14 protein-coding genes and 2 pseudogenes are annotated in these 13,008 nt (G+C 68.7%); 12 read left to right on the top strand and 4 right to left on the bottom strand.

Annotated elements, in window-relative coordinates; translation table 11 throughout:
• Positions 1-443 precede the first annotated feature (443 nt).
• Entirely contained in the window at positions 444-1,484 is a 1,041-nt protein-coding gene (locus G5C60_RS12665; RefSeq protein WP_165258225.1) for a flavin-containing monooxygenase, read from the bottom strand.
• A 65-nt stretch (positions 1,485-1,549) separates the two neighbouring features.
• On the opposite strand from G5C60_RS12665, the gene G5C60_RS12660 reads away from it, so the two are divergent.
• Positions 1,550-1,873 carry an ArsR/SmtB family transcription factor gene (locus G5C60_RS12660; RefSeq protein ID WP_338145797.1) on the top strand — a complete coding sequence of 108 codons (324 nt, stop codon included), beginning with the start codon at positions 1,550-1,552 and terminating at the stop codon, positions 1,871-1,873.
• Between the two features lie 27 nt (positions 1,874-1,900).
• On the opposite strand, the gene G5C60_RS12655 is transcribed toward G5C60_RS12660, so the two are convergent.
• Complete coding sequence (locus G5C60_RS12655) at positions 1,901-2,266, bottom strand: ArsR/SmtB family transcription factor (protein WP_165258223.1); 366 nt, start codon at positions 2,264-2,266, stop codon at positions 1,901-1,903.
• A 73-nt stretch (positions 2,267-2,339) separates the two neighbouring features.
• Here G5C60_RS12655 and G5C60_RS12650 point away from each other — a divergent pair, with 73 nt between their 5' ends.
• The 5 genes and pseudogenes from G5C60_RS12650 to G5C60_RS12630 all read left to right on the top strand — a co-directional run bounded on the left by G5C60_RS12650 (position 2,340) and on the right by G5C60_RS12630 (position 6,519).
• A complete protein-coding gene (locus G5C60_RS12650) occupies positions 2,340-2,507 on the top strand; it encodes a hypothetical protein (RefSeq protein ID WP_165258221.1) in 168 nt (55 codons plus the stop codon).
• A gap of 33 nt (positions 2,508-2,540) precedes the next feature.
• A complete protein-coding gene (locus G5C60_RS12645) occupies positions 2,541-3,932 on the top strand; it encodes an NAD(P)-binding domain-containing protein (RefSeq protein WP_165258219.1) in 1,392 nt (463 codons plus the stop codon).
• A gap of 68 nt (positions 3,933-4,000) precedes the next feature.
• Entirely contained in the window at positions 4,001-4,444 is a 444-nt protein-coding gene (locus tag G5C60_RS12640) for an ArsI/CadI family heavy metal resistance metalloenzyme (RefSeq protein ID WP_165258217.1), read from the top strand.
• Between the two features lie 7 nt (positions 4,445-4,451).
• Positions 4,452-5,681, top strand: coding sequence for an MFS transporter (locus tag G5C60_RS12635; RefSeq protein ID WP_165258215.1), 1,230 nt, complete (start codon positions 4,452-4,454; stop codon positions 5,679-5,681).
• Between the two features lie 54 nt (positions 5,682-5,735).
• Positions 5,736-6,519: pseudogene (locus G5C60_RS12630) on the top strand (TSUP family transporter).
• A 121-nt stretch (positions 6,520-6,640) separates the two neighbouring features.
• Here the strand turns inward: G5C60_RS12630 and G5C60_RS51925 are convergent.
• Positions 6,641-7,294 carry a hypothetical protein gene (locus G5C60_RS51925; protein WP_241266746.1) on the bottom strand — a complete coding sequence of 218 codons (654 nt, stop codon included), beginning with the start codon at positions 7,292-7,294 and terminating at the stop codon, positions 6,641-6,643.
• A gap of 524 nt (positions 7,295-7,818) precedes the next feature.
• Here G5C60_RS51925 and G5C60_RS12620 point away from each other — a divergent pair.
• Positions 7,819-8,082, top strand: coding sequence for a helix-turn-helix domain-containing protein (locus tag G5C60_RS12620; RefSeq protein WP_165258211.1), 264 nt, complete (start codon positions 7,819-7,821; stop codon positions 8,080-8,082).
• Positions 8,083-8,242: 160 nt separating this feature from the next.
• A pseudogene (locus G5C60_RS51920) lies at positions 8,243-8,629 on the top strand (DUF6083 domain-containing protein); the annotation flags it as partial.
• Positions 8,630-8,857: 228 nt separating this feature from the next.
• Here G5C60_RS51920 and G5C60_RS53125 read toward each other — a convergent pair.
• On the bottom strand, positions 8,858-8,980 hold the full coding sequence (locus tag G5C60_RS53125; RefSeq protein ID WP_277611265.1) for a hypothetical protein: 123 nt from the start codon (positions 8,978-8,980) through the stop codon (positions 8,858-8,860).
• Positions 8,981-9,126: 146 nt separating this feature from the next.
• Between G5C60_RS53125 and G5C60_RS12615 the strand changes: the two genes are divergently transcribed.
• The 4 genes from G5C60_RS12615 (at position 9,127) to G5C60_RS12600 (ending at position 12,987) form a co-directional block, all read left to right on the top strand.
• Positions 9,127-9,615: a hypothetical protein gene (locus G5C60_RS12615; RefSeq protein ID WP_165258209.1), complete on the top strand. Its 489-nt coding sequence runs from the start codon at positions 9,127-9,129 to the stop codon at positions 9,613-9,615.
• 71 nt (positions 9,616-9,686) lie between these two features.
• Positions 9,687-11,162: a UvrD-helicase domain-containing protein gene (locus G5C60_RS12610; protein ID WP_165258207.1), complete on the top strand. Its 1,476-nt coding sequence runs from the start codon at positions 9,687-9,689 to the stop codon at positions 11,160-11,162.
• A gap of 221 nt (positions 11,163-11,383) precedes the next feature.
• Positions 11,384-12,337 (top strand): serine/threonine protein kinase, encoded by a 954-nt coding sequence (locus G5C60_RS12605; protein WP_338145796.1) that lies wholly within the window; start codon positions 11,384-11,386, stop codon positions 12,335-12,337.
• A gap of 53 nt (positions 12,338-12,390) precedes the next feature.
• Positions 12,391-12,987, top strand: a complete 597-nt coding sequence (locus G5C60_RS12600) for an ABC-three component system middle component 2 (protein ID WP_165258205.1) — start codon at positions 12,391-12,393, stop codon at positions 12,985-12,987.
• The last annotated feature ends 21 nt before the right edge of the window (positions 12,988-13,008 follow it).

The following is a 13,008-nucleotide window of genomic DNA, read 5'->3' as shown; positions in this document are numbered from 1 at the left end:
AGCCCGCCTGCGGCGGTCGGAGTACTCCGTCGGCTCTTACGTTCCCCACGTCGGCCTTGCACCGTTGTCCCCTCACGTCACCGCGAACAGAACATAGATGCTTACCGATGCTTCGTGTGGTCGGGTGACATCCAGGCGAACGTCAACTGACGTGCTCCCGTACTCCCCGTGACGGCGTGGGCGGGCAGGGGGTGCGCCGGACGCCGACACCCCGCTGGGCATGGTCGCCGGCTTCGCACTGGTTGGCGTCGGCATCCTGGGCTACCTGATCGCTCCGCTCCTGGGCGGGCCTGTCGCCGACGCCTTCGGCTATACCGCACTCGCCGGTGTCGTCGCGGTCACCGCGGCCGTCGTTGCCTGGCCGCCCGGCACCAGCGGGCCTGAGGGCAGGCGTCAGGCCATCTACTGCCGCAGCTCTGCCCCATCGCAGCGAGCACACAGCACTACCCACGCAGCCTCCTCAGCACGTGTGTCGCGTCGCGGCCGACCCCGCGCAGGGTCTTGGAGGAGAAGCTGCGCTGGAACTCCATGCCGATGAATCCGAGTCCGGGCACGGTCGTGGCGATGCCGCCGCGGTGCAGAGGTCGGCCGTGGGCGTCCAGGGCTCCGCTGCCGGTCAGGTAGGGGAAGGTGAGGCGGTAGCCGGTAGCGAAGACGACCGCGTCGACCGTTTCCTTCGTGCCGTCGGCCCATACGACGCCGTCGGGAGCGAGACGGGTGAACATCTCGCGCCGGTCCACGCCGTGGTCCTGCAGGGCGGCGCGGTAGCGACCGTCGTCCAGTACCGAGACCGGCACTTTTTCCAGCCAGTGCCGGATCGGGGCGATGTCCAGACGGGTGTGCTTGAGCCACCAGTGCAGGTCCCGGCCCAGCGGGCGCTGCGCCATCCAGCCGATCGGACGCCGGGTGGCCAGCGTGGTGTCGGCGACTTCACCGAGCTCGGCGGCGATCTGGATCGCGGAGTTGCCCCCGCCCACCACCACGACCCGCTGCCGGGCGAACGGGCCGGGGCTGCGGTAGTCGGCGGCGTGCAGCACCCGGCCGGTGAACTCCGCCCGCCCGGGAAGATCCGGGATGTACGGGGTGTCGTAGTCGCCGGTCGCGGTGATCACCGCCCGTGCCGTGAACTCGCGGCCGTCCTCGGAGCGGACCGACCAGGCGTCGTCCTGGCGGGTGATCGAGGTGACCGTCGTGGAGGTGCGGATCTCCGCAGCCAGGTGGCGGGCGTAGGCGCGCAGGTAGTCCACGACCTCGTCCCGTGTCGGGTAGCGGTCCCCGTCGCCGGGAAAGCGCATATCCGGGAGGGACGAGTACTGGGCCGGGGAGAACAGGGTGAGGCTGTCGTAGTAGCGCGGCCACGCCCCGCCCGGCGCCTCGTCGGCCTCCAGGACCAGGGTGCGGGCGAAACTGTGGCGGGGGGCGAGGGCGGCTGAGGCCAGGCCGGACTGCCCGGCGCCGATGATGATGAGGTCGGCCTGTTCCATGAGATCGTGAACCTTCCGTAATGAGTCGTTGTTTCGGGAAGTGACGAAGTGTTGGGCGGGGAGTGGTGACGGCAACCGGCGGTGACGGCTTCGCGGTGGACGCAGCGACGGCCGACTTCCTCAAGGCCCTGGCGAGCGAAACCCGGCAGAAGGTGATGCAGCAGTTCGCCGGCAACACTGAGCTGACCGTCGGCGAGATCGCCGAGCGGTGCGCGCTGAAGCCGTCGACCGCCTCGGAACACCTCAGCCTGCTGCGCCGCGGCGGCCTGGTCCTCTCCCGCAAGGAGGGCAAGCAGGTCTTCTACCGCGCCGACGGCGCGACCATGGCCGAGCGGCTCGGGGCACTCCAGCAGTACCTGGCGCGCTGCTGCCCGCCGGGCTGCGCCTGACCGGCAGCGCCGAGTGCCCCGTTGCGATCAGGCGCGCAGGTCGAGCATGGCGGACATCGCGGCGACCACGGACGGGGCGACCTGGTAGTAGACCCAGGTCCCGCGCCGCTCCGAGGTGAGCAGTCCGGCCTCGCGCAGCTTCTTGAGATGGTGGGAAACGGTTGGCTGGGAGACGCCGACGTCGGAGATGTCGCAGACGCATGCTTCGCCGCCCGCATACGAGGCGACCTTCGAGAACAGGCGCAGCCGCACGGGGTCAGACAGCGCTTTGAACATCGCGGCCATCTTCTCGGCGTCGGCCTGCGACAGTTCCCCGGCGGTGATCGGCGGGCAGCACGGCACCGCGGCTCCGCCCTCCAGGACCGGCAGTTCCACAACCTCTGATTTCGACATGCGTCTATGTTGACATCTGTCGATACAGAGTGGCAAGCTACAGACATCGATAGTCATCGAAACAGGGGTTGTCGTGACCACACTGATCCGCTCCGCTTTCACTGTCGCCCGGGCCCGCCGCACAGCCCGCCACCTGGCCGACGTCAGCTTCTGCGACAGCTGCGCACAGGTCTGCGACAGCTCCTGCCGGACCACGGCCCACCAGCGGCGCACCCAGTACGCACTCTCCTTCACCCGCTGAATTCGCCCCACCTACTCAGGGAGATCGACCACCATGAGCGAGCAGCAGCTCCCCGTCGTCGTCATCGGAGCCGGCCCCGTCGGCCTGGCCGCAGCCGCCCGCCTCGTGGAGCGCGGCATCGAGCCCGTGGTCCTGGAAGCCGGGCCGGCCGCCGCCTCCGCGGTGCGGGGGTGGAGCCACGTGCGCCTGTTCTCCACCTGGGGCGAGCTCACCGACCCGGCCGCCGAGAAGTTGCTCGCCCCGACCGGCTGGACCAAGCCGGACACCGCCACCTACCCCTCCGGCGGCGACTGGGCCGAGCACTACCTGCAGCCGCTGGCCGACGTCCTGGGCGACCGCGTCCGCTACGGCGCGAAGGTCACCGGTGTCTCGCGCACCGGCCGCGACCGCATCGTCGACGCCGACCGCGAGTCCCAGCCCTTCGTCCTGCACTTCACCACCGACGACGGCCGCGAGGAGCGCATCTTCGCGCGCGCCGTCATCGACGCCTCCGGCACCTGGACCACGCCCAGCCCGGCCGGAGCGAGTGGCCTGCCCGCCCTCGGGGAGACGGCCACGGCCGACCGGATCACCTACCGAGTGCCCGACCTCAAGGACCCGGCCGTCCGCGCCCGTTACGCAGGCAGGCGCACCGCCGTCATCGGCTCCGGCGCCTCCGCGTTCACCGCGCTGGCCACGCTCGCCGATGTCGCCCAGGACGAGCCGGGCACGCACGCGATGTGGATCCTGCGGCGCGGCATCAGCGGCTCCACGTTCGGCGGCGGCGAAGCCGACGAGCTGCCCGCCCGCGGCGCACTGGGGCTCGCGGCGAAGGCCGCCGTCGACAACGGCTACGCCGACGCGGTCACCGGCTTCCGCACCGAGGCGATCGAGCGGGCGGACGACGGACGGCTGATCCTCGTCGGCGAGGACGGCCGACGTCTCGACCCGGTCGACGAGGTCGTCGTCCTGACCGGCTTCCGCCCCGACCTGTCCTTCCTCTCCGAGATCCGCCTCGGCCTGGACGAGCGTCTCCAGGCGCCGACCGAGCTGGCGCCACTCATCGACCCCAACCAGCACTCCTGCGGCACTGTCTACCCGCACGGCCACAAGGAACTGTCGCACCCCGAGCAGGGCATCTACCTGGTCGGCATGAAGGCCTACGGCCGCGCCCCCACCTTCCTGGCCATGACCGGCTACGAGCAGGTCCGCTCCATCACGGCGGCCATCGCCGGCGACATCGAATCCGCCGACCGCGTCGAACTCACCCTCCCCGACACCGGAGTGTGCGGCGGAGCCGGTCTCTTTGACGACCCGGCAGCCGGACAGAGCGACGGCGGAGGCTGCTGCGCCCCGGCGCCGCAACTCGTACAGATCGGCGTCGGCGCCCCCATCACAGCCGCTGCCGCTGCCGGCGAGGAGACCTCGTCCGGCGGCTGCTGCTGAGCTGAACTCCGGTGCCCCACCGTCACATGGCCGGGGCGCTTGACTCCTACGACAGGAGGAACACCGTCATGTCCCGAGTACAACTCGCCCTGCGCGTCCCCGACCTTCAGGCCTCGGTCGCCTTCTACAGCAAGCTTTTCGGCGCCGAACCGGCCAAGCTCCGCGAGGGCTATGCCAACTTCGCCATCGCCGAACCCCCGCTGAAGCTCGTCCTGGTCGAGGGCGCGCCGGGCGAGGACACACGGATGGACCACCTCGGCGTCGAAGTCGAATCCTCCGAAGCCGTCCAGGCCGCCACCACCCGCCTGGCAGACCAGGGTCTGGCAACAGATGTGGAGAACGACACCACCTGCTGTTACGCCCTGCAGGACAAGGTGTGGGTCCACGGCCCCGGCCAAGAACCCTGGGAGGTCTACGTCGTCAAGGCCGACGCCGACACCCTGGCCAAACAGACGGACAGCACCTGCTGCGCCACCGCGGCCCAACCGGCCGCGGCCAGTGGCTGCTGCTGACCACACGATGACCGACCTTCACACCAGCGAGGCCGCGACCGGCGCCGGGGACCGGTCGCGGGCTCGCGCCGCCCTGCCCGCCCTGTGCGCCACCCAGATCACCAGCTGGGGCATCGTCTACTACGCCTTCCCGGTGCTGAACCCGCAGATCGTCCAGGCCACCGGCTGGCCTGTCGGGGCGACCACGGCCGCGTTCTCCGCCGCCTTGCTGGTCTCGGCGTTCGCCGGGATACGTGTCGGCCGGATCATCGACCACCGGGGCCCGCGTGCCGTGATGACCGCAGGCTCCATCCTGGGCGTCTTGAGCATCCTCATGGTGGCCGCTGCACCGAACTTGGTCGTCTTCGCCGTCGGTTGGCTGCTCGCCGGGATGTCGATGGCGGCCACCTTCTACCAGCCCGCCTTCGCCGCACTGACCCGCTGGTGGGGCCCCGACCGCATCCGTGCCCTCACCATCGTCACCCTGGCCGGCGGGCTTGCCTCCACCGTCTTCGCGCCCGTCACCGCGATGCTCGCCGACCACCTGTCCTGGCGCGCGACTTACACCGTCCTGGCCTTGGTCCTCGCCATCGTGACGATCCCGGCCCACGCACTCGCGCTGAACGCCCCCTGGCCCACAGCGCCGCCGACCCCCGCCCATATCACCGACGGCGCAGACACGGTGGCCCGCAGCCGACCGTTCTGGCTGCTGGCGGCAGCCCTGACGCTCTCCGCGTTCAGCGTCTCCGCCGTCGTCGTCGCCCTCGTCCCCCTCTTGCTCGAACGCGGCTTCACCACCAACCAGGCCGCCTGGGCCCTCGGCCTCGGCGGCGCCGGACAGACCCTCGGACGCACCCTTTACGCAACCCTCACCCGCCGCACCGGACCAACTGCCCGCGCGGCCACACTCATCGGGCTGGGCAGCCTCACCACAGCTGCGCTGGCGCTCGTCCCGGGCCCCTACGCTCTACTAGTCGCCCTGTCGGTCGCGGCGGGCATGGTCCGCGGCAACATCACCCTCCTGCAGGCCACCGCCATCACCGATCGGTGGGGCACCACCCACTACGGCCGCCTGTCCGGGCTCCTCGCAGCCCCCACAACCCTGGCCTCCGCGCTCGCCCCGTTTGCCGGAGCGGTCCTGGCCACACCTCTCGGCGGATACCCCCACTTGTTCGCCGGCCTCGCGATCGTGTCCGCAACGGCCTGTGTCGTCGCACTCCGGACGGCGCCCGCCCCACCGGCCCTGGTTCCGCGCTGACCGCATCCCGGCCACATGGCGATACTGGCCCGGCGAACTCGGAAGGCGGCCGGTATGGACTGGTGGACAGGGCTCGGCGCTCTGACCGCCGGGCTGCTCATCTCGGTGGTGACCGCGCCGGTCGGCGTGTCGGGGGCCGTCTTTCTGCTGCCGGTCCAATTCAGCGTCTTCGACGTCCCCAACCCCTCTGTCACACCGACCAATCTGCTCTTCAACGTCGTGGCCGGGCCGGGAGCGCTGTGGCGGTATCGGAAGAACGGCGCACTACGCGGACCACTCGCCCGACAGCTGGTCCTTGGCACGGTGCCCGGCGTAGTCGTCGGCGCCGTCATCCGCGTCTTCGACCTTCCCCGGCCGGCCGTCTTCCGCCTCCTGATCGCCGCGTTGCTCCTCCCCCTCGGACTGTGGCTGTGCACCCGCACCTTCCTGCCGGCCCGCAACCGCAACCGCTCGGAACTCTCCGGCCGGAACATCAGTGTTCTGGCGCTCATGGTCGGCCTCACGGGCGGGATCTACAGGATCAGCGGCGGTTCCATCCTGGGGCCGGTCCTCGTCGGCCGCGGCATGCCGGTCGCCCTCGTCGCGCCAGCGGCCCTCGCCTCGACCTTCGTCACCTCCCTCGTAGGGTGCCGCCTCGTACGGACTGCTGGCGCTTGCCTCAACCGGAGAGGTCGCACCCAACTGGTTTCTCGGACTCGCCTGCGGCTTGGGCGGACTCATAGGCGGCTACCTCGGAGCCCACCTCCAGCCGAAGCTGCCCGAGACGGCACTACGACTACTTCTGGGAACCCTCGCCACCGGCCTCGGTGGGCTCTACGCCGCCCAGGCTCTGACGTAAAGGCGGCCGTTCGTCCGTCGAACCATCGTCGCCGTTGCTCTGCTCGTGCCGCCTTCTGCCGTTACCCCGTATTACTGACATCCCAGCGTGGGCTGATCCGACCCGAGATGGCCCAGGGACGTCAGCCGGTCAGAGTCCAGGACAGGTCTCCGGAGCCTGGAGACCAGTCCCAGGACTTGACGGAGCCGATTGCCACCAGTTGATCGAGCACGCCTGGAAGCACCGTAGAAGTGAGTCCGCAGTCGTACGCCATCCGGTCCATCTCGCTCAGCCCGTGATCGACGTCGGGATTCGTGTGTGCCGTGAGATACACGGTGGCCAGCTGCGGAATCGAGCCGATCGCGCCCACCCGCGCAGGGCGAGCAGCACGCAGGGCCCAGTCAGCCGCTCTCAGCCGGTCGGGGCGTGCCGGGGATTGCGCGAGCAGCGCGGCATCAAGGAGCCTGGCGACCACCGTGGTGCCGATGGAGTCGGGAATCCGATACAGCAATCGTGCTTGTTCCAGCTCCCGCCAGGGGGCTGGGTCATTGCCCAGGCGAAGGCTGCGCAATAGCCCTGCGGACAACCGAACCTCCGCCGTGACGTTCATGCGCAGTGCGCACTGCAGAGCGACGAGGCGAGCGCCGGCCGAGGTCCCGCCCGGCAAGGCAGCGGCGAGGTAGCTGAGCATCTCCCGTACCCGCATCTGTTCGCTCGGCCCCTTGGGCTGCCGCCCGCGCCGACGAGGGATGACAGACCGCTGGTGCGCCGCAGCGGCCACAATCGTGTCGGGCACCACGGCGGCCTGTGACGTGGCGCCGGCGCAGGCGGTGCAGGCATCCGCCAGCCGCCACGCCCGTCCGCCGAGTTCGCGGGCGAGGAGCAGCCGGATGGGGCCGGTACAGCCGCGATGGCGGGGGTGCCAGCGACAGCCGCGTTCGTGGCACTGGCACGTCCGCATGTGGGGCGGAAGTGCATCGCAGCGGGCGTGCCGGGCCAGGTGGGCGAGCGCGGCTGAGCGAGCTGATGCGGCGGTGACCGGGCCGCCGTTCTGAGGGCATTGCTGGCACACGAGTACTGGCCCGCCGGCCTGCGGACGCAGTTCCACGATCCAGGTGCGCCGCACTGCAGGGCGTGTTGTGCAGAGCCTCATAGGGCTCGTGCTCCTCCCATCGCGTTCCGCGCCGACACCCGCCACAGGTAGTCGGGTGTCGGCACACGGTAGTGCAGACATCTGCCCTCTCGCCTTGGTCGCGACCTGCGGAAATAGGGCAGAGGTCTGCACTGACAGGGCAGGGGTCTGCACCGTCGGATGATGGGGTGACGATCTTGCCGCCCGACCCGGACCTCGACGCGTTGCGCTTGGAACTCGCGCGCTTGCGGGCCGCGCGGGGGTGGACCTATGACGAACTTGCCGCCCGCACTGGCCTGGCCAGACGCACCGTCATCGAGATCGAGCAAGGCCGCACCATCGGCACCCTGAAGACCTGGCACGCCCTCGCCCATGCACTGGGCACCCCGCTTGACGAGCTCTTCGGCATCCTGTGCCACGGCCACGAACTTCCCGGACAGGTCGACGGCTGACGGTCTGCCCGAGCACGCTTGATGGATCACTCGAACCGGCGAGGCCGCTACGAACGCGTGATCACACGCTCGTACGCCAGTTGCCCCGAATACGGCCGACTGGGCGACATAGCGGGACCGGTGCCGCCCGTTCGGCGTGTTGCCTGGCAGGTTCGCCCGCATGCGCCCCACACATCCGCTTCCAGGACGCCGCCGGGACAGCAGCGCTGCCGCCGTCCCAGCCCGGCGTTCCCTCCGCGTCGCTCCAGACGGCGTCAGCCGTCTCTTGCGCTGCGGCCAGCGCGACCATTGCCGCGACTGCGGCAACTGGATCGAGTGGTACCACCGCAGTGAGCACCGGCTCGTCCGCCTTCATCCGCAAGAATTGCCGATCGTGAGGGTTCCCGCTGCATGCCGCTGGCACGTCAGCTCCGGCGTCGCTCATCCCGCGGGCGACGGCAGCAGCTGGTGCCGCGTTCCGCATGCCGCGCTCTGCCCTGCCCGCGATGGCTCATCGGCGATGCTCGGATTGGTCGCGCTTCGCCGGGCTCTGGCAGTGAATACTCGTCGCCTACTCGATTCCGGCGCCTTCACCTCACCGTCCACAGCGCCTGGTGGCCGGACTGCGGCTCCCCCTGTCTGCCGCCCGTCCCGTCCTGTCGTACAGCTTCTCTACGTCCGTTACCTCGCGGCCCGCCCAGTCGACGAGATCCAGTGCGTCGCACAAACCCGTCGCCGTCGCCGCTGCACCAATCCGCTGCTCGCCCCTGACTCCCCAGCCGGCACCTGGACTCTTCTACCCGCCACCGCAGCGCGCGGCCAACTCGCCCTGCCTGCTGAGGTCATGGCCGTCTACGACCTCACCGGCCTTCCGTACGCCGAGCAGCTGCGCTGGCGCGTCCAGCGCTGCCCAGAGCATGCGGCCACACCCTCGGCCGCTGACCTTGCGGTAGCGGACTGGGAAGTCTTCGACCCACTCATCCATCACGAGCACATCCACACCCGCCTACCCACCCACGGCCGGCGCCCCCGGCCAATCGGCCAGGCACGGCAGGAGGCCCGGCCGTGACACCGCACCACGCCATCGAGATCACCCTGACCCGGCCCGCCACCACACGCGAACTGCACCGCGCCCGCCGGACCGTGCCGCTGGCAGCCAATGCCGACCACACCCGACTACTGGTCGTACAACCGGCAAAGAATCCCGGTCGCGCTCTGCGCGTCCTGAGGCACCAACTCGGCGGCCGGCTGCCGATCGACATCCTGACCACTCATTACCCCGATGAGCACGGCCAGATCCTGCTCAACGTGGCCCTCAGCACCACCGCCCACAGAACCATTCGCAAGTCTGCGGCCGCCCAGGGCCAGCGCCCCAGGGACTTCCTCCGCGAGAGGCTGACCGCAGCCGTTGCACAGAGTGAACAAGAACGCGCCCGGCGCCTCATCGCTCAGCTGCAGGATCTGCTCGTCGAGTACACCGCCGAAGAACTGCTGACTTGCGCGGCCAGCACTCTCCTCAGCGCCCACCGCTCGCGGAGTCCGTCCGCACCCTAGGATCCCGGCCGGCACCTCGCAGATCGAACACGGACGCCCCCTCTCCCGTCAGCCGCCTTCCCGGAGGCCTTGTGCCCACGCCCACCGACGAACAAGCCGAAGCCGTTGATGCCTTCCGCGCCGATCACCACCTGGTACTCCAGGCAGGCGCCGGTACTGGCAAAACCACCACCCTCACCCTGCTGGCCGCCGGCACCGAACGCCGCGGCCGCTACCTCGCCTTCAACAAAGACATTGCCCGCGACGCCTCCACCCGCTTCCCCCGCACGGTGTTGTGCAAGACCGCCCATGCCACGGCGTACGCGGCCGTCGGCCGCAACTACGCTCACCGCCTCAACAGCCCCCGCCAGCCCGCCTGGAGAACCGGCCAGGCCCTCGGTCTCACCGGCTCCGTCCGTATCGGCGACCGCGAAGTCAGCCACAAGGTCCTGTCCCACACCATGCTGCGCACCGTGACCCGCTTCTGCCACTCCGCCGACCGCTCCCTCACTCGCGACCACGTTCCGCCCCTGCGCGGTCTGGAAGCACCCGGCCACCATGACCAACTTGCCTCAGCCGTAATGCCGTTCGCGTCCAAGGCCTGGGCCGACCTGCAAAACCCCAGCCAGGGTGTTGCCCGGTTCGAACACGATCACTACCTGAAAATCTGGGCCCTGACCGAGCCGAAGATCGCGGCAGACTTTCTGTTCCTCGACGAAGCCCAGGACACCAACCCCGTCCTCGAACACGTCTTCCTCGCTCAGCGCGATCACGCCCAGCTCGTCATGGTCGGCGACTCTGCCCAGGCCATCTACGGCTGGCGCGGCGCCCGTGACGTCATGACCGGATTCGAGGGCACACCGCTCTCCCTCACCCGCTCGTTCCGCTTCGGACCCCGCCTCGCCGAACAGGCCAACCGGTGGCTAGTCCTCGCAGATGCCCCGATCCGGCTATCGGGAAGCGAGGCCGTTCCGACCGAAGTAGGCCATGTTGCGTGCCCACAGGCAGTGCTGTGTCGCACCAATGTCGGTGCCATGGTCGAAGTGATGCGTCTGCTCGCAGAAGGCCGTCGCGTCGCGCTGACCGGCGGAGGACACAGTCTGCGGGCGCTGGCGCTCGCAGCCGGCGACCTTAAAGCCGGTCGCCGCACCACCCACCCCGAACTGGTCCTCTTCGCCACCTGGGGCGAACTGCAGGACTACGCGGAACACGACCCCGCTGGAAGCGATCTCCAGCCCCTGGTCGACCTCATCGACAAACACGGACACGAAGCCATCCTCGTCGCAGTCGACCAACTCACCGACGAGGCGCACGCCGACGCCACCGTCTCCACCGCGCATAAAGCCAAAGGCCGTGAGTGGTCCACCGTGAAAATCGCCGACGACTTTCCCCCGCCCAAAGACACCGACCAACACGATGCCCAGGGCCGCCCGATCCCCGAGCCGGTCAGCGACGTGGATGCCCGCCTCGCCTACGTCGCTGTCACACGCGCCCGCCACCAACTCGATCTCGGGGGCCTGTCATGGATCGACGACTACCTCCGCGGAGCCCGAAGTGCGCCTGGCTGAGCTTGCCTTCAGTTTCGGGCTCGGGCTCGGGCTCGTTCGTAGAGGTTCTCCGGACATCTGTCGAAACCAACCTGCCAAGAGACAAAAATTGCCACCAGGGTTGATCCACTGACTGGCCGGACGCTACGGTCAACCCTTAACCCTGCGTCACAGGTGGTAACTGAGCACACTGGGAGACGCGGGGCGGCAGTATCGGCGGGGGTGCGATGCAAGGAACCAACGTGGTGTCGGCCGGGGTACCGCCCATCAGCTTCGCCGTCCATCTGATCCGCGGCGGAAGCCTCGGCGGCGCCCGGGACGACTTCGAGAAGATGGTCGCCGAGTTGGCCGGAGCCACCACGCCCGGTGTCCGGATGATTGCTGCGAACCCGGGCGACTGGGGCGTCGATGCGTTTGCCGGCGATCTCGGCGGCGAGATCACGGTCTGGCAGTCCAAGTACTTCTGGCCCACGACAGACAAGAACCAGCAACAACAGATCCGCGACTCCCTCAAATCTGTCCTGGCAACTGCCGCCAAGAAGGCCCACACAGTCAAAATGTGGATCTTGTGTATTCCTTCCAGCATGGACGGCCCCACAGCAGCATGGTGGGACAGCTGGAAGAAGCGGCAAGAACGCGAACACAACATCGTCATCGACTTGTGGGACGAGATACGACTGACCAGGCAGCTACGCACCCCCGAGGCGGACGATGTACGCCGCGGCTACTACGAGGTGTACCGCACCGACCCGCAGACCGGCGAGCCGCGCGATCTTGTAGAAGTGGACGACGACAAAGCTGCCGCTCTGGAATCGGCTCTGTTCATCATGCAGATGAAGGAAGCCGGGCACGTTGAATTCGACTCCGCCAAGCGCCAGTTCTTCAACGCCGACGTCGTCGCCCGGGAAATCGCCCACAAGGGCGTCCCCGCCGAGTTGAAAGCCCTCACCTCCACCGACGCAACCTTGCACGGCTTGTGGGAGGCACGCTTCAACCAGTGCTGGGCAGAGGACAAATTCCCCAGCCTCCACGCATCAGTCTGGTCCGACGTCAGAACGGAGCATCCCCAGCTCCCCCAGATCCTCCGGCTCGACCTGCCCCATGCCTGGGGCCTCGTACATCGGCTGGTGGACAACCGAAAAGCGGGATGGGTCAAACACTGGCGCTCAGTCGCGGCGGCCCACCCAGATCCATGAAATCCGCCACCGTATAGGGCCGGACAATCTCACTCAGCACGGAAGGAGCAGTGGTGGAGGCCGACCGCCCGGTCGTCATGCCGGAAGACGAGGTGCAGTTCCGTCTCGCGCAATTGCTGCTCCTCATGGACGCCTTGGCCAGCCAGGACTTGCCCGGAGCGACCTTGGAGAGGATCGGCTACTACGACTTTCTCTCAGCCAACCCCTTTCTCGTCGTGGATCCGGACAGTCGCGAGGCATCCCTTCTGCGCCTCGCCGGCTTCGATCCACGCACCCTGTCCTACGCCTCGTCAGGACAACGGTTCACCAGTCGCCGGGAACGCATCCAGCACGATCTCGCCCTGCTCGTCGCATACGGCTGCTGTACCGCCTCTGCTCAAGAGGGCAGCCTCATGTACAGCATCACTGACGGCGGCCGCCGCTTGAGCAGCCAGCTCACCACCACGTACGCCACGTCCTTCTCCACCGCGGCCGAAATGATCGTGCGCAAGCTGAAGCGTATGAGTGATACCCGGCTGCGCAAGGAGTCAGCGAGCTGGCTACGCCTGAACAGCACCGGCAACAGCCCAGGAGCAGCCTTGGCGAAGGTCCTCGGCTCCGTAAGCCAGCCACTTCACACCATGACCCCACTCTGGCTGGAGGTCGAGTGAACGCCAGCTCTGGAATCCGTA

Origin of the sequence: Streptomyces scabichelini (assembly GCF_011045015.1) — a bacterium.
In the GTDB taxonomy this organism is placed as follows: domain Bacteria; phylum Actinomycetota; class Actinomycetes; order Streptomycetales; family Streptomycetaceae; genus Streptomyces; species Streptomyces scabichelini.
Note: the sequence above shows the minus strand (reverse complement) of the source record. Positions and strands in the feature narration are given on the sequence as shown.

Coding starts and splice junctions, on each gene's coding strand:
- G5C60_RS12665 (WP_165258225.1), bottom strand. CDS start 1,484: ATGGAACAGGCCGACCTCATCATCATCGGCGCCGGGCAGTCCGGCCTG.
- G5C60_RS12655 (WP_165258223.1), bottom strand. CDS start 2,266: ATGTCGAAATCAGAGGTTGTGGAACTGCCGGTCCTGGAGGGCGGAGCC.
- G5C60_RS12645 (WP_165258219.1), top strand. CDS start 2,541: ATGAGCGAGCAGCAGCTCCCCGTCGTCGTCATCGGAGCCGGCCCCGTC.
- G5C60_RS12640 (WP_165258217.1), top strand. CDS start 4,001: ATGTCCCGAGTACAACTCGCCCTGCGCGTCCCCGACCTTCAGGCCTCG.
- G5C60_RS12635 (WP_165258215.1), top strand. CDS start 4,452: ATGACCGACCTTCACACCAGCGAGGCCGCGACCGGCGCCGGGGACCGG.
- G5C60_RS53125 (WP_277611265.1), bottom strand. CDS start 8,980: ATGCTCTGGGCAGCGCTGGACGCGCCAGCGCAGCTGCTCGGCGTACGG.